Source organism: Lutimaribacter marinistellae, from assembly GCF_042648365.1.
GTDB classification, from domain to species: Bacteria; Pseudomonadota; Alphaproteobacteria; order Rhodobacterales; family Rhodobacteraceae; genus Lutimaribacter_A; species Lutimaribacter_A marinistellae.
In genome coordinates, this window is sequence record NZ_JBHRXI010000002.1 from 49,324 (window position 1) to 64,325 (window position 15,002).

Here is a 15,002-nt window from a genome sequence, read left to right on the forward strand (position 1 = left end):
GAGTTTAGCATTTTTGCCCCAACGTCTTGGTAGAGCTTCCGATCAGATCCGGACAAAGCTTGCTTTGAGACTTAGGCGCACAAACGCAATCTATCACATATGTAAAATCATTTCAGCACACATGTGATTTTTGTGGACTTTGTCGATCGTCGAAACGAGGCTCGCAATCGGAACGGACGCTGTTTCAGCGCGACCCAACACTGCCCGACCTTCCGAATGTGAAGAAGGCAAGGCGCCTCGGCGAGGCGTCCGGTGCAGGTGTGTGTATGCCCGAAGCGCCCGCCCATCGATTGGTTCAAGGGAGGACCCCATGTTTGACAAGCTCCGCCGCTCCGGCCTGATCCTGGCCGCCGCACTGGCAACAACCCCGCAACTCGGTCTTGCCGAGACGCTGAAGCTGAAACTTCAGACGCATTTCAACCCGTCTCTGTCGGTGATTGGCGAGGCGTCCGAAAACCTCGTCAAGACGATCGAGAGCATCGCGGGCGATGACATCAAGATACGGTTTTACGAGGCCAACAAACTTGCGCCCACGGTGGATACCTTCGGGGCGGTTCGCGACGGCACGATCGATGCGGTGATCGGCTGGCCGGGTTACTTTGCGGGTCAGTTGCCTGCCCTGACCGTCTTTGCCGCCATCCCGTTCGGACCCCGCCCCGAAGAGTACATGACCTGGATGTACGAGGGCGAAGGTTCGGAACTTGCAAACGAGATCTTCGAGGAGCACGGGGTACATGCCGTTCTGTGCGGCCTCATTCCCAGCGAAGGCGGCGGTTGGTTCCGCGAGGCCCTGGGTTCGTCCGACGATCTCGTCGGCAAGAAAATCCGCTGGTCGGGAACCGGTGGTCGTGTACTGCAAAAGATGGGCGCCTCGATCAGCATGGTGCCTGCGGGCGAAATCTTTCCGAACATGGAGCGCGGGGTTCTCGATGCCACCGAGTTCAGCCTTCCCTCGGTCGATCGCAATCTTGGCCTCTACAAGATCGCCAAGCATTTCTACGTCCCCGGCTGGCATTCGCCGTATCAGAGCGAGTTCCTGATGGTGAACAAGGACGTCTGGGACGGTGCGTCGGATCGTCAACGCGCGATGATCGAGGTCGCCTGTCAGGCGAACGTGACCTGGACCTATGCCCGCGGCCTTGGTGAGCAGGCCGAGGCGATGGCCTTCTACGAGCAGGAAGGCGTGCAGGTTCACGAGTGGAGCAAGGAAGACCTTGCCAAGTTTCGTGAGACCTTCAACCAGTTGATCGAAGAAGAAATCGCTGCCGACGAAAGCTATGCCAACGCGTACCGCTCGGTCGCGGATTATGTCGAAAGCCTGCGGGTCTGGACGTCGAAGTCCAGCGTCGACTGAGGCCAATCATGCAACATGCCAATCAAGACGGCATCGGCACGGACCGCGTATCGCGGTTCGTGCTGGTTGCGGATCAGATTGACCGCTTCAACGTCTTCATCGGACGCTCGGCCTCATGGCTTTATGCCATTCTCACGGTTGTCGTGCTGGCGAACGTGACCCTGCGATATGGGTTCAACAGGGGTTCGATCACGATGGAAGAGATCCAGTGGCACCTGATGGCCGCGGCATTCTTTCTCGGATTTGCCTATGCCTATGCCGAAGATGCGCATGTTCGAGTCGATATTCTTTACGAACGTTTCAGTAAGCGCGGCAAGGCCGGGGTCGAGCTTGTGTTCACCTTGATCTTCCTGCTGCCGTTTGCAGGTCTGATTGCCTATAACAGTTGGTTCTATTTCCTCGAGTCGTGGGAGTTGAACGAGGTGTCGCCCGAACCCGGCGGCCTGCCCGCGCGCTATGCAATCAAGTTCCTGATGTTCGTCAGTTTCGTTCTGCTGTTCGTGCAGGGCATCGCCGCGTTGCTGCGCAGTGTGGCAACCCTGTCTGCACGCGGCTCCCGCGGCGTCTGAACGCCGTCCCACCCGCACCTTTCTGGAGGTTTTCGATGGACATCAACACGGTCTTTGTCCTCGTGATGTTCGCGACATTCATCCTGTGCCTGTTCAGCGGGTACCCGATGGTTTTCGTACTTGGGGGCGTCGCGGTCCTGTTCGCCTTCGCAGGCGAGATCGCGAACACCTATTTCGACATCTGGCTGGATGCCGATCTGAGTTTTCTCAAGCTTGCCGTGCGGCGGATCTTTTCGACCGTCAGCAGCTACAGCCTGATCCCGCTGCCTCTTTTCATTTTCATGGGCCTCATGCTCGATCGCTCTGACATCGCGCGCGAGCTTCTGGATGCCATGCAAGAGGCGCTGGTGCGCCTTCCGGGCGGGCTGGCCATTTCGGTGACCGCGATCGGTGTGGTGCTGGCGGCCAGCACCGGAATCATCGGTGCCTCGGTTGTGCTTCTTGCATCGCTTGCGCTGCCGTCGATGCTTGAAGCGCGGTACTCAAAAAGCCTTGCGACAGGCGTGGTGGCCGCCTCGGGAACCCTGGGCATTCTGATTCCGCCTTCGATCATGTTGATCGTGATGGCCGATCAGCTGGCCTTGTCGGTGGGTGATCTGTTCATGGCGGCGCTTTTGCCGGGCCTCGTGCTTGCGGCGCTGTACTTCGTTTTCGTAATCGCCTTTGCCTTCATCTTCCCGTCGCATGCCCCGCGTGGGGGTGCGCCGGCCAGTGGGCGGGACAGGATTGCGGCAGTGCTGCGAATTCTCAAAGCGCTCATGCCGCCCGTCCTGCTGATATTCTCGGTTCTGGGCTCGATCTTTTTCGGGATCGCGTCGCCGACCGAGGCCGCGGGCGTCGGCGCCGCAGGTGCAACGCTTCTTGCCTGGATCAAGAGGCGGTTGGATTTCGAGACGCTTCGGGATGTCTGCTACAGCACAGCAAAGACGACGGCCTTTATCTTGGGCGCTCTGGTTGGTGCCACGACATTCGCTGTCGTTCTGCGTGGTCTGGGTGGCGACGAAGTGATCGACCAGACGATCCTTTCGCTGCCTTTTGGGCCCGAGGGGACCGTTCTGGCCATTCTGGGCATCGTCTTTCTGCTGGGTTTCGTCCTGGACTGGATCGAGATCGCCATGATCGTGCTGCCCCTTGTCGCGTCTTCCGTTGCCGCGCTTGGGTTCGATCTTGTGTGGTTCGCGATCCTCGTGGCCGTTTGTATGCAAACCTCGTTCCTGACGCCGCCGGTGGGATTTGCACTGTTCTTCGTGAAATCCGCTTCGCCGCCCTCGGTGTCGATGATCGACGTCTACAAGGGCGTGGTGCCCTTCGTGCTGTTGCAACTGGTCGGGCTGGCGCTGGTCTTTGCCTTTCCCGAACTCGCGCTCTGGCTTCCATCGATCGTCTATCAGTGATGGGGCCGCTTCGACAGCGTTGGTCGCGCAAGGAACAGAGCAACAGATCACATATGCAATTTCGACTTCTACATTTGCGATACACGTTGATTGGCCGCTCGGAAGAAGGTCAAATCACCGGTATCGGAGGAAAACAGTCCGGCGGAACTTCCGGGCTGCGAGGAGGATACGAGGACAGATCCGGGAGGCCCCGCACAACGGGTCCAGTCGGAATCGCACCATGACTCGCACCACCACAGACTGACCCAATCACTCGGGAACGACATGTACGACTATATCATCATAGGTGCCGGTTCGGCCGGTTGCGTCCTTGCGGCCAGATTGTCCGAAGATCCGGCCAAGCGGGTTCTTTTGCTTGAGGCCGGACCGAAAGACACGAACCCCTGGATCAATATCCCGGCAGGTGTCGTGTACCTGTTCGGCGATCCCAAGGTGAACTGGCGCTACATGACAGAGCCGGAGCCCGAGCTGAACGGCCGCCGGATCTATTGGCCGAAAGGCAAGACCCTTGGTGGCAGCAGCGCGATCAACGGTCTGGCATACATTCGCGGTCATGCCATGGATTACGACCGTTGGCGGCAATCGGGAAATTCCGGTTGGGGGTATGATGACGTCCTGCCCTATTTCCTGAAGTCGGAGCGCAACAACGACATTGCGGATGACTGGCATGGAAAGGACGGCGAGCTTGGCGTGTCCAGCCCAGGCTACATCCATCCAAGCAGTCACAAGTTTCTTGATGCGGCGGTTGCGACGGGCGTTCCGCGTACCTCGGATTTCAACGGGGCGCAGCAAGAAGGTGCCGGTTTCATCCAGTTCACCATGGAAAAGGGGTCGCGCCAGTCGACGGCAAAGGCCTTCCTGCGACCTACCCAGAAGCGGCCCAATCTGCAGATCGAGACCGGCGCATATGCGCAGGAGCTCTTGTTCGAAGGTGACCGCTGCACCGGGCTGCGGTATTGGCAGAACGGCTCGGTCAAGACCGCCAAAGCCGCCGTCGAAGTCATCATGAGCGCAGGTACAATTGCGTCGCCGCAATTGTTGCAACTGTCTGGAATTGGCCCGGGCGAGGTGCTGCAACAACAGGGTGTCACGGTGCGCCGTGATCTGCCCGGCGTCGGGCGGAACCTGCAGGACCATATGTATGTGCATTACCTTGCCAACACGGTACCGTCGGGATCCCTGAACAAGGAGATCCGAGCGCCGCGGGCTTACTGGCACGGGATGAAATACCTGGCGACGGGCAAGGGTGTTCTGACACTCGCCGCATCGCAGGTCTATGCATTCGTCAAGGGGCTGGAAGGGGCTGAACACCCTGATCTGCAGATTGCGTTCCGTCCGTTCAGCACGATCGTTCCGCAAGGCAAGATGGAATGGGCTGCCGACCCCGTTCCGGCCGTTACGGGATCGGTCTGTTTCCTGAGGCCGAACTCGCGGGGCGAGGTTCTGATCGGTTCGCCGGACCCGAAACAGGCGCCGCGCATCTTTGCCAACTACTATTCCGACCCGCGCGACCAGGCAGCGATGATCGCCGGTGTGCGAAAGATACGCGACATCTTCAACGCGGCACCCATGCAGGACGTTTTCCTCAACGAGCGTGTGCCCGGTGCGGAGTGCCGGGAAGACGAGGACATAGACGCGTTCATCCGGGCCAACGGACAGTCGATGTACCACCCCGTTGGTACCTGCAAGATGGGCAGCGACGAGATGAGCGTTGTCGATGAAAGGCTGCGCGTACGCGGCATTGACGGGCTGCGGGTCGTCGATGCCTCGATCATGCCGACCATCGTGTCCGGCAACACCAACGCTCCGACGATCATGGTGGCCGAAAAGGCCGCTGACATGATCCGCCAGGATGCAAAGAACTGACCGCGAAGGGGTAAGTGATGACAAAAACCTGGAACCATTTCATCGATGGAAAGACGGTTGAAGCCGAGACCTATTTTTCAGCCAATACCCCCTGCACAGGTCAGGCGGGCGCACAGGTCGCCAGCGGAACGGCAGCGGATGTCGATGCCGCCGTCAAGGCCGCCGAGCGTGCCTTGCCCGCCTGGCGCGACTGTCGCCCGATCGAGCGGGGCCGCATTCTGACGGCGATTGCCGCAGCCATCCGTGCCCGATTGGACGATTTCGCGGCCATCGAGAGAGCCGAAGGCGGCAAGCCGTTGTGGCAGGCGAAGTTCGAGATCGAGATCGCCGCGCAGTATTTCGAGTTCTATGGCGGGTTGGTGAACCTCTACCAGGGTGAAACGATCGGTCTGGGGGCGGGCTATCACTCTTACACGCGACGTGAGCCGTTCGGTGTGGTTGGGGTCATCACCCCGTGGAACGCGCCCGTCAACCAGGCCGCACGCGGCATCGCGCCGGCCTTGGCTGCTGGCAATACCGTGGTTTCGAAGCCGTCGGAATTCACCTCGGGGACGACGGTTCTGCTGGCGCAGGTGGCAGCGGAATGCGGACTTGCTCCCGGCGTTCTCAACATCGTTTTGGGCGAAGGGGCCACGGTAGGGGCGGCGATCACCGAACACCCCGGTATCCGCAAGATGGCCTTTACCGGTTCTATCCGCGCCGCGCGCGAGATTGGCAAGGTCGCGGCGCACCGGATCATCCCGCTTACGTTGGAGCTGGGCGGCAAGTCACCGAACATTGTTTTCGATGACGCCGATTTCGAAGAGGCCGTTGGCGGTGCGGTCAAGGCTTTCGTGGTAAATGCCGGCCAGATCTGCCTGGCAGGGACGCGGCTTCTGGTTCAGAAGTCGATTGCGGACCGCTTCGTGAATGCCTTGGTCGAACAGCTGAAAAAGGTCGAGGTTGGGCCGGGTGATAATGCGCTTGTCGGTTCAATTACGACAAAGGCGCAGTACGAGCGCGTGCAGGAGTTTTTTGACATTGCGCGCGACGAGGGTGCCAAGGCTGTATTGGGTGGCGCCGCAGAGCGGCGCGAGGAATGGGGCGAGGGCTGGTTTTTGCCGCTGACGGTCTACACCGACGTGACCAACGATATGAGAATTGCACGCGAGGAGATTTTCGGGCCGGTCCTGACGGTCATTCCGTTCGAAGACGAAGCAGATGCCATCCGTATCGCCAACGACACCGACTATGGTTTGGCCGCCGGAATCTGGACCCAGAACCTTGGCCGGGCGCATCGTGTGGCAGCCGCCGTCGAGGCGGGGCAGATCTATGTCAACGAGTACTCGGCCGGCGGGGTCGAAACACCCTTGGGCGGCTTCAAGCAGAGCGGGTACGGCCATGAAAAGGGCATCGAGGCCCTGCACCATTACACGCAGTTGAAATGCGTCACGATCAAGCTGTGATCGCGAGCACCTGATCCACGGCTGTCGGAATTTCATTTTCCCGATCCGGGCTATCCGGAACGGGGCGAATCCGCTCGGCCAACGCAAAGGATTTCATCGTCACAGGAGGAAAAGCGATGACCGGACAATTCAGGGTGAAGGCAGCAGGAGGCGCACTGTTGGTGTCGCTATGGGCTGGCGGCGCGATGGCGGCCGAAGACTGCGCACCGGCAGATGGTGCGCGGTTCGTATGCGGGGTGAACAACGTCGAGGATCTGGTTCTGCTTCCCGGCGGTAACACCGTGATTGGCAGCGACCTAAGCGGTCATGGTCACCAGGGACATTTCTGGTTGTTCGACGTGACAGGATCTGTCCGGGCCATCGACCCTTCGGAGATCGTAATCGGTAGCGGAGACGGCGATGCAAGTTGTCCCGGTGCGCCGGACTGGTCGATCTTTGAGCCTCACGGGTTGAGTTTCGAGCCGCATGGTGATGGCGGACGCTTGATTGCCACAAATCACGGTGGGCGCGAAAGCCTCGAGATCTTCGAAGTGGCGATGAAAGGCGATACGCCCGAACTGACGTGGACCGGTTGCATTCCCGCGCCCGAGGATCAGTGGCCTGATGATCTATGGGTTCTGCCCGACGGACGGATGGTGGTCACCAGCCTGTGGGATCCGCGTGACGAGGGCCGTTTCGAGAAACTGATGAAGGGTGAGCCCGTCGGCGGGCTGACGACCTGGAGTGCCAATGAAGGTTGGAAGGTCATTCCCGGCACCGAGGGCTTGTCGGGCCCCAATGGGGTCGTTGCAACACCGGACGGCAAGGATGTCTATGTCGCGGCATGGTCGGGCCAGCAGCTGGTGCATATCCATATGGATGAAACGCCCGCCATCGAGACGATCGATGTCGGCTATCCGGTCGACAACCTTAACTGGTCGGCCGATGGCAAAACGATCCTGATGGGTGGGATCACCGCCAGTGTCGCCGACGCCTTTGCCTGTTTTGTTTCGGACAATGTGAATTGCCCCGAACTTGGGCTGCGCATCGACCGCTTTGATCCTGTCACGGGACAAATCACGGAAGTCGTTGCGGGCGGCATTTACGGTCAGCTTGGCGCCGCCACCGGCGGGATCGAAGTCGGTGACGAAATCTGGGTCGGCACCTTCCGGGGGGACCGTATCGCGATCTTTGAGCGGTAGTCTCCGGTTTTCGTTCAGCCTTTCGCTATAGCTGCGCAAGGAACGTTTTGAGCGACTGGAAACAAGCCGAAATCTTTGGATGCCGCGCATGGCGCAGATGTCATGCGCGGCCAAGGTGGCGGGCCTTGGGATTGCATGGCCCGCGCCGACGCCATGGCTGGGCAACAGATCTCGCAGAAGGTCCGGAACCTGCGCCCGGCGGGGCCGTTACCTCACCAGCGACTTGGAAAGAGGCCCATTATGACCAGTAACAAATCCGTTCCGCCCACCACTACCGATGCCGGCATCCGCGTGGAAAGCGATGAGCATTCGCTGACCGTCGGTCCAGATGGTCCGATCGTTCTGAACGATCACTATCTTCTTGAGCAGATGGCGAATTTCAATCGCGAGCGTATCCCCGAGCGGCAACCCCACGCCAAGGGCTCTGGTGCGTTCGGCCGGTTCGAGACGACGCAGGATGTGTCGCGCTATACCAAGGCCGCGATCTTTCAGCCCGGCGCATCGTGCGACGTGGCGATGCGGTTTTCGACTGTGGCGGGCGAACGCGGCAGCCCAGATACCTGGCGCGACCCGCGCGGATTTTCAGTCAAGATGTACACCGAAGAGGGCAATTTCGACATGGTGGGCAACAACACGCCCATCTTTTTCATCCGCGACCCGATGAAGTTCCAGCATTTCATCCGCAGCCAGAAGCGCCGCGCCGATAACGGGCTTCGCGATCACGACATGCAGTGGGATTTCTGGACGCTTTCGCCGGAAAGCGCGCACCAGGTGGCGTACCTGATGGGCGATCGTGGAATTCCGCGGACGTGGCGCGAGATGAACGGTTATTCCAGCCATACCTACTCTCTCATCAATGCCGAGGGCGAACGGTTTTGGGTCAAGTTCCACTTCCATACTGATCTGGGCGATGGCAACGCGCATTTCACACAGGAAGAGGCCGACAAGATGGCCGGCCAGGACAGTGACTATCATCGTCGCGACCTGTTCAACGCCATTGCTGACGGGGATTTTCCCAGTTGGACGCTGAAATGGCAGGTCATGCCATATGAGGACGCCAAGACCTATCGCATCAACCCGTTCGACCTGACCAAGACCTGGCCCCATGCCGATTACCCGCTGATCGAGGTCGGAAAGCTGACACTCGACCGCAATCCGACCGATTTCCATACCGAGATCGAACAGCTTGCGTTCGAGCCGAACAACATGGTGCCGGGTGTGGGTTTGTCGCCCGACAAGATGCTGATGGCGCGCGGGTTTTCTTATGCCGACGCGCATCGCGCGCGGCTTGGCGTGAATTACAAGGAAATTCCCGTCAACAGCCCCAAAGCGCCGGTGCACAGCTATAGCAAGGACGGAAAGGGTCGCATCGGTAATAGTGTCGATCCGGTCTACGCGCCCAATTCCTATGGCGGCCCGGCGGCCCAGCCGGACCCTGCAGGTGAAGCGGGACGCTGGTTTGCCGATGGCGACATGGTGCGGCAGGCCTATACCAAGCGCCCCGATGACGACGACTGGAGCCAGGCGCGCGCGCTGGTGCGTGACGTGATGGACGAACCCGCCCGCGATCGGTTGGTGTCGAACGTGGTCGGGCACCTGTGCGACGGGGTCAGCGAGAAGATCCTGCAACGCGCATTCGACTACTGGCGCAAAATCGACACGGAGACCGGCGATCGGATAGAATCCGGGGTACGCGAGAAACTGGGCGGTGCTTCTGACGCGCCGGGCCTCGCCTCGGCCGAGAGCATCCCGCGCGAAGCCGCCGAATGATCAATCGCCGCGCGCCCCGCCGTTCGGGGCGCGCGGATCGAAAAGACACTTTCGGATAACAATCCGAAAGCGAGCCTGAATTGGTTTCTTGGACCCTCGATCACCGCGATAACGGGTCTGCAAACCTTGCCTTTGGGTGGGCTGAGTCGGCTGACGTAACAAATTGCAAGTAGTGCTTTTTGAGAAATGCTGAATAGCCTCGCTGCCGAAAGCGCTTCGCATGGCGATCAACATGACCTTCTACAAAGAGCGACTTAGGCGCCTTTTCGGGCGCACAATTGTTCGCATTGCCATTTGAGGCAGCTGAAGCCGCCTGATCGAACTGTTCCTTGTGACCGGTGCGGTCCTCTTCGTGTTCGGAGCGATCGAACGCTGCATGCCCGTTCGAAGTATTCGCACGGACACAACGCATCCGGACTGTAGGGTCTTCTCCATTCCAGCGAACGGATCGGGGTATCAACCCGCAGGATCAGCCGTCAAAGATTGCTCTATAAAGGAATTGTTGACAGATTGGTGGAATCACTTTAAGCAAGCGATTGCTTGGTTAATGGAGTGATCATGAAAACCGCGAGTCGTTCGAACAACCGGCTGGAAGTTCTGCTCAGCAGCGCTGCCGAGCTGTTTTCCACGTTCGGCTACCAGGCAACCACCACGAGAGACATTGCCAAGAAATGCGGAATGCTCCCCGGGTCGATCTATTACCACTACCCCAACAAAGAGGCGCTCCTGGTTGCGGTTTACCAAGAGGGTGTTCGCCAGCTGACCGAACGCGTGCAGTCAGTTTTGGCAACGTCGGACGATCCCTGGGAGCGTCTGGAGCTGATGCTGGCAACGCATATCGAAATGATCGTGGAGCCAACGGCTTATGCGAGCGTGATCATTCGGATTCTTCCCGACAATGTTCCGTCCGTCGAGGCAGAACTGACCCGGCTGCGCGACCAGTACGAAGTGGTCCTGCGTGACCTGGTGGGGGCTCTGCCTCTCCCACTTGGCTGTGATCGCCGCCTGATGCGGCTGTTCCTCATAGGCGCGGTCAACCACGTCCATGTTTGGTACCAGCCGGGCGGGTCCAGCCCATCCGAGATTGCCAAAGAACTGCTGAGGTACTTCCGGTGCCCGGCCCAAAGCAATTCAGAAGGATCTAGCTAATGGGATACCCTGAAAGAATCCTGGTGACGAAAATCGGGTTCGACGGCCATGATCGTGGCAGCCGGGTTGTCGCCGCCTATCTGCGTGATGCGGGCATGGAGGTGATCTACACGCCGCCCTGGCAAGAGATTGCCGCGGTCGTGAAGCTTGCCATGCAGGAAGACGTCGATGTCGTCGGCGTGAGCTCTCTCGCAACCGACCATTTGATCCTCCCCGATTTGGTTCGTGCGTTGCGAGAGAGCGGGCTTTCTCATGTTCGTGTGATCGTGGGCGGGATCATCCCTCAGAACGAGCAGCCTGATCTGGTTTCCGCTGGGGTGAGCGCGATCTTCAACCCCGGCGCGACCAGCGAAGAAATCGTGGGCCGAGTGCGTGCGCTTGCCAAGGAAGCGCGCGCAGAACGCAACGAAGCGGAGGCAGTCTGATGTCTGGAAAACCTGCAAACACCGATGCGCCCGATCTGCAATCGCAGGAAGCCAACTGGCGTGCCCGCTATGACCGCGAGATCGGGCAGGACCGAACGGTCATCAACCGGTCCGGAATCGAGGTCCGGCCGCTGTATACGCCGCTTGACTGGTCCGAAAACCGCTACGGTCAAGATCTCGGGATGCCAGGCGAACCGCCCTACACGCGCGGTATCTACAACACCATGCATCGCGGGCGGACCTGGACGCAGCGACAGCTGATCGGGCTGGGGACGCCCGAAGATTACAATGAGCGCGTTCGCATGCTGCTGTCACAGGGCGCATCCGCGATCAGCCTGCTGCCGTGCAACTCTGGCTTCCGGGGCATTGATTGCGATGAAAGCCCGATCCCGCTTCTGGGAACTTGCGGCACGGTGATCAACACGGTCGATCACATGGACGCGGCGCTTGACGGGGTCGAGATCGACAAGATTTCGACGGCGATGAACGATCCCACGCCGTTTACCCTCTTTGCGTTTCTGCTCGGGGTTGCGAAACGGCGCGGCATTCCGTTCGACAAGATCACCGGGACGGCAAACCAGTCGGATTACATTTCGCACTACGTCGCCAACCACATGTTCTATCGGCTCAGCCAGCCGGGGGCACGGCGGGTGTTCGTGGACCACGTAAAGTTCTGCCGGGAAAACGTGCCGAACTGGAACCCGGTTTCGGTGGTCGGGCAACACATGCAGCAGGCGGGCGCGACGCCAGCCGAAACAATGGGTCTGACGCTCTCGACCGCGATCCAATATGCCGAAGATTGCATCAACGCGGGCATGGACCCCGACAATATCCTGCCGCGCTTTACCTATTTCTTCGATATCTCGATCAGCTTCTTTGAAGAGGTGGCCAAGTTTCGCGCCGGGCGCAGGATCTGGGCACGGATCACCAAAGAGCGGTTCGGAGCCAAGGACCCGCGGTCCTGGCGGTTCAAGTTCCACGGTCAGACATCGGGTGTGGATCTCACGCAACAGCAACCGCTCAACAACATCGCCCGCGTCACGGCACAGGCGATTGCCGGGATCTTCGGCGGCTTGCAGTCGATGCACACCGACGGTTTCGACGAAGCGCTGGCCTGTCCGACCGAGGCCTCGGCCCGCATTGCCGTGGCGACGCAGAACATCCTTCGCGAAGAGGCGCATCTTTGCGATGTGATCGATCCGCTGGGCGGCTCCTACTATGTCGAGGCGCTGACCAACGAGATGGAGGAAAAGATCCTCGAGGTCATGGAGGTGATCGAAAACGCGGGCGGCATGTACGCAGCCGTGGATCAGGGAATCGTTCAGCGCATGATCGGCAAGTCGGCCTTCAAGTATCAGAACCGCATCGAAACCGGTGCCGAGAAAGTCGTTGGTGTGAACTGCTACCAGGCCGAGGACGAGACACAGGAGGTCGAAACCTACCGACCCAAGCGGGCCGCGATGGAGGCGCAGGTTGCCGCGTTCAAGGAGTTCAAGGCATCGCGCGATCAGGATGTGGTCCGCAAGGCACTCGACAGCCTGGCGCGTGCGGCAAACGGGTCGGAAAACGTGTACGAGCAGGTTGTCGACAGTGCCCTGAATGGTGTGACACATGGCGAAATCATTGCCTGCCTGCGCGGTGAACTGGGCTTTGGCCATCCGCAGATGGTGGCCTGATGTCAGAGTCGAGCAGAATTAATGTCGAGCGGCTCGCGCAGAAGGTTGCAGATGGCGACCTGATGGCCCTGGGCCGCGCTCTGACCCTGGTCGAAGTCGGGGAGGCAGATGGCAGGGCCCTTCTGAAACAGCTGGAAAACAGGTGTGGTCAGGCGCGGATCATTGGCTTCACGGGCCCTCCGGGCGCGGGCAAGTCAACGTTGGTCGATGCGCTGATCCATGAATGGCGCAGCGCAGGGTTGCCCGTCGCCGTCCTTGCCGTGGATCCCGTCAGCCCCGTCTCGGGCGGGGCGGTTCTCGGAGACCGCACGCGAATGGGGGCGCACACGCTGGATGATGGTGTTTTCATTCGCTCCGTTTCGGCCCGAGGACATCTTGGCGGACTGAGCGTGGCGGCCCACGACATGGCTTACGTCATGGATGCGGCGGGCTGGCCCTTGATCCTGATCGAAACTGTCGGGGCCGGGCAATCGGAAACGGAAATCGCGCAGGTGGCGGACCTGAGTGTCGTGATCTCGGCGCCGGGTTTGGGCGACGACTTGCAGGCGATCAAGGCGGGCATTCTGGAAATCGGCGATGTGCTGGTCGTGAACAAGGCGGACCGGGACGATGCCGATCAAACGGCCAAACACCTGGAAAGCATGCTTGCACTGCGCTCGGAAAAGCACCGTAACGTGCCGGTCCTGCGGGTGTCGGCCTCGAACGGAACCGGTGTGTCCCAGCTTGCGGATACCCTCAACCGGCTTCTCAGCGAGAGCACGTCCGACCGGCTGGCGAAACGCAAGGCGCACAAGCTGGCTATGACGGTTCAGATTCTTGCCAGCAGGATTTCGGCGGGCATTCCGGAGAAGGAACTCGCAGCCTTGGGGCAGGAAGAGTTCGACCGGATGATCAAGCAATCCCTCGCAGCACTCTCTGCGGAAATGGAGGACTAGATGCCGTTCGAAAGTTCCTGGCAAACCGAAGATCACCTGCTGATCGAAGACACGATAAAACGGTTCTTCGCCGAGGAAATCGTTCCTAATGAACCTGAGTGGGAAAAGGCAGGGCAGGTTGACGAGTCCGTGTGGACCACTGCCGGTGCACTCGGGCTTCTCGGCGGAGGCATCCCCGAGGCGTTTGGTGGCCTGGGTATCGACGCTGGCATCGATGCGCTGATCTGTGCCGAACAGGGGCGCGTGAATGCTCTTGGGTGGGGCTTTGTCGTGCATACGATCGTCAAGAACTACATCGTCATGCAGGGCACGCCAGAGCAGAAGGCGAAATGGCTTCCCCAACTTGCATCCGGTCAAGCCATTCCCTCCATCGTTATGAGCGAACCGGGTGCCGGATCGGACCTGAAGGGCATCCGGACGCGCGCCGTTCGAGATGGCGATGACCTTGTCATCGACGGGTCCAAGATATTCATCAGCAACGGTCAGACGTCGAACATGCTGATCGTCGTGGCGCGAACCGGGGACACCGGGTCTGCCAGGGACATTTCACTTGTGGTCGTGGAGCCCGAACAGGCCGATCAGGTCATCCGGGGGAGGAACCTCGACAAGATCGGGATGAAGGCGCAGGACACGTCGGAACTCCGGTTCGATGGCGTCCGTGTGCCAAAGGAAAACATCCTGGGCGGCGTGGAAGGCCGGGGGTTTGGTCAGCTGATGCAAGAGTTGCCGTGGGAACGGCTGATGATTGCCTACTGGTCCTTGGGGGCAATCGAGGGCGCGCTCGACCTGACCATAGACTACGTGAATGACCGCAAGGCGTTTGGCCGGCACGTCATGGATTTTCAGAACACGCGCTTTGTTCTTGCGAGATGCAAGATGAAGCTCGAGCTGACACGTGCCTATGTCGACAAGTGCATGGTGCAATATCTGGCCGGCGAACTGGACGCGGCGTCGGCGTCCATTGCCAAGCTCTGGGCAACCGAGGCCCAGGGCGAGGTGATCGACGCCTGTCTGCAACTTCACGGCGGCTACGGCTACATGAGCGAGTATCCGATCAGCCAATTCTACGCAAATGCCCGGGTACAGAGGATCTATGGAGGAACCTCTGAAATCATGCTCGAGCTTATTTCGCGGTCGCTGGTTTAGTGAAAGGCGGGTACAGCGCCCGGCCGTGACAGAGCGGGTGGCATAGGAAAAAATTTTGGCCCTGAACTCCTTTATAAAGGAGTGTTCGCCAA

Annotated in this window: 12 protein-coding genes; all 12 read left to right on the plus strand. The window is 59.8% G+C overall.

Annotated elements, in window-relative coordinates; genetic code table 11:
• Nucleotides 1-310: 310 nt before the first annotated feature.
• A complete protein-coding gene (locus tag ACFORG_RS03230) occupies nt 311-1,354 on the plus strand; it encodes a TRAP transporter substrate-binding protein (RefSeq protein WP_386733955.1) in 1,044 nt (347 codons plus the stop codon).
• An 8-nt stretch (nt 1,355-1,362) separates the two neighbouring features.
• A complete protein-coding gene (locus tag ACFORG_RS03235) occupies nt 1,363-1,923 on the plus strand; it encodes a TRAP transporter small permease subunit (RefSeq protein WP_386733956.1) in 561 nt (186 codons plus the stop codon).
• Nucleotides 1,924-1,958: 35 nt separating this feature from the next.
• Complete coding sequence (locus ACFORG_RS03240; protein ID WP_386733957.1) at nt 1,959-3,317, plus strand: TRAP transporter large permease; 1,359 nt, start codon at nt 1,959-1,961, stop codon at nt 3,315-3,317.
• Nucleotides 3,318-3,581: 264 nt separating this feature from the next.
• Entirely contained in the window at nt 3,582-5,183 is a 1,602-nt protein-coding gene (locus ACFORG_RS03245) for a GMC family oxidoreductase (protein ID WP_386733958.1), read from the plus strand.
• Between the two features lie 17 nt (nt 5,184-5,200).
• Complete coding sequence (locus ACFORG_RS03250; RefSeq protein ID WP_386733959.1) at nt 5,201-6,628, plus strand: aldehyde dehydrogenase family protein; 1,428 nt, start codon at nt 5,201-5,203, stop codon at nt 6,626-6,628.
• Nucleotides 6,629-6,744: 116 nt separating this feature from the next.
• Nucleotides 6,745-7,809, plus strand: a complete 1,065-nt coding sequence (locus ACFORG_RS03255) for an SMP-30/gluconolactonase/LRE family protein (RefSeq protein ID WP_386733960.1) — start codon at nt 6,745-6,747, stop codon at nt 7,807-7,809.
• Nucleotides 7,810-8,049: 240 nt separating this feature from the next.
• Nucleotides 8,050-9,579 (plus strand): catalase, encoded by a 1,530-nt coding sequence (locus ACFORG_RS03260; protein ID WP_386733961.1) that lies wholly within the window; start codon nt 8,050-8,052, stop codon nt 9,577-9,579.
• A 558-nt stretch (nt 9,580-10,137) separates the two neighbouring features.
• The gene (locus ACFORG_RS03265; protein WP_386733962.1) at nt 10,138-10,728 is read left to right on the plus strand and encodes a TetR/AcrR family transcriptional regulator; all 591 of its coding nucleotides are present in this window, start codon (nt 10,138-10,140) and stop codon (nt 10,726-10,728) included.
• The gene (locus tag ACFORG_RS03270; RefSeq protein WP_386733963.1) at nt 10,728-11,153 is read left to right on the plus strand and encodes a cobalamin B12-binding domain-containing protein; all 426 of its coding nucleotides are present in this window, start codon (nt 10,728-10,730) and stop codon (nt 11,151-11,153) included. Before ACFORG_RS03265 ends, ACFORG_RS03270 begins: the two co-directional genes overlap by 1 nt.
• Nucleotides 11,153-12,829 carry an acyl-CoA mutase large subunit family protein gene (locus tag ACFORG_RS03275; RefSeq protein ID WP_386733964.1) on the plus strand — a complete coding sequence of 559 codons (1,677 nt, stop codon included), beginning with the start codon at nt 11,153-11,155 and terminating at the stop codon, nt 12,827-12,829. Before ACFORG_RS03270 ends, ACFORG_RS03275 begins: the two co-directional genes overlap by 1 nt.
• On the plus strand, nt 12,829-13,764 hold the full coding sequence (gene meaB / locus ACFORG_RS03280) for a methylmalonyl Co-A mutase-associated GTPase MeaB (RefSeq protein ID WP_386733965.1): 936 nt from the start codon (nt 12,829-12,831) through the stop codon (nt 13,762-13,764). The genes ACFORG_RS03275 and meaB overlap by 1 nt, the downstream gene beginning before the upstream one ends.
• Nucleotides 13,765-14,910: an acyl-CoA dehydrogenase family protein gene (locus tag ACFORG_RS03285; protein ID WP_386733966.1), complete on the plus strand. Its 1,146-nt coding sequence runs from the start codon at nt 13,765-13,767 to the stop codon at nt 14,908-14,910. It abuts the gene before it with no gap.
• The last annotated feature ends 92 nt before the right edge of the window (nt 14,911-15,002 follow it).

What these genes read in the sequence shown, in the direction of transcription:
- ACFORG_RS03230 (WP_386733955.1), top strand. Translation starts at nt 311, where the DNA reads ATGTTTGACAAGCTCCGCCGCTCCGGCCTGATCCTGGCCGCCGCACTG.
- ACFORG_RS03235 (WP_386733956.1), top strand. Translation starts at nt 1,363, where the DNA reads ATGCAACATGCCAATCAAGACGGCATCGGCACGGACCGCGTATCGCGG.
- ACFORG_RS03240 (WP_386733957.1), top strand. Translation starts at nt 1,959, where the DNA reads ATGGACATCAACACGGTCTTTGTCCTCGTGATGTTCGCGACATTCATC.
- ACFORG_RS03245 (WP_386733958.1), top strand. Translation starts at nt 3,582, where the DNA reads ATGTACGACTATATCATCATAGGTGCCGGTTCGGCCGGTTGCGTCCTT.
- ACFORG_RS03250 (WP_386733959.1), top strand. Translation starts at nt 5,201, where the DNA reads ATGACAAAAACCTGGAACCATTTCATCGATGGAAAGACGGTTGAAGCC.
- ACFORG_RS03255 (WP_386733960.1), top strand. Translation starts at nt 6,745, where the DNA reads ATGACCGGACAATTCAGGGTGAAGGCAGCAGGAGGCGCACTGTTGGTG.
- ACFORG_RS03260 (WP_386733961.1), top strand. Translation starts at nt 8,050, where the DNA reads ATGACCAGTAACAAATCCGTTCCGCCCACCACTACCGATGCCGGCATC.
- ACFORG_RS03265 (WP_386733962.1), top strand. Translation starts at nt 10,138, where the DNA reads ATGAAAACCGCGAGTCGTTCGAACAACCGGCTGGAAGTTCTGCTCAGC.
- ACFORG_RS03270 (WP_386733963.1), top strand. Translation starts at nt 10,728, where the DNA reads ATGGGATACCCTGAAAGAATCCTGGTGACGAAAATCGGGTTCGACGGC.
- ACFORG_RS03275 (WP_386733964.1), top strand. Translation starts at nt 11,153, where the DNA reads ATGTCTGGAAAACCTGCAAACACCGATGCGCCCGATCTGCAATCGCAG.
- meaB (WP_386733965.1), top strand. Translation starts at nt 12,829, where the DNA reads ATGTCAGAGTCGAGCAGAATTAATGTCGAGCGGCTCGCGCAGAAGGTT.
- ACFORG_RS03285 (WP_386733966.1), top strand. Translation starts at nt 13,765, where the DNA reads ATGCCGTTCGAAAGTTCCTGGCAAACCGAAGATCACCTGCTGATCGAA.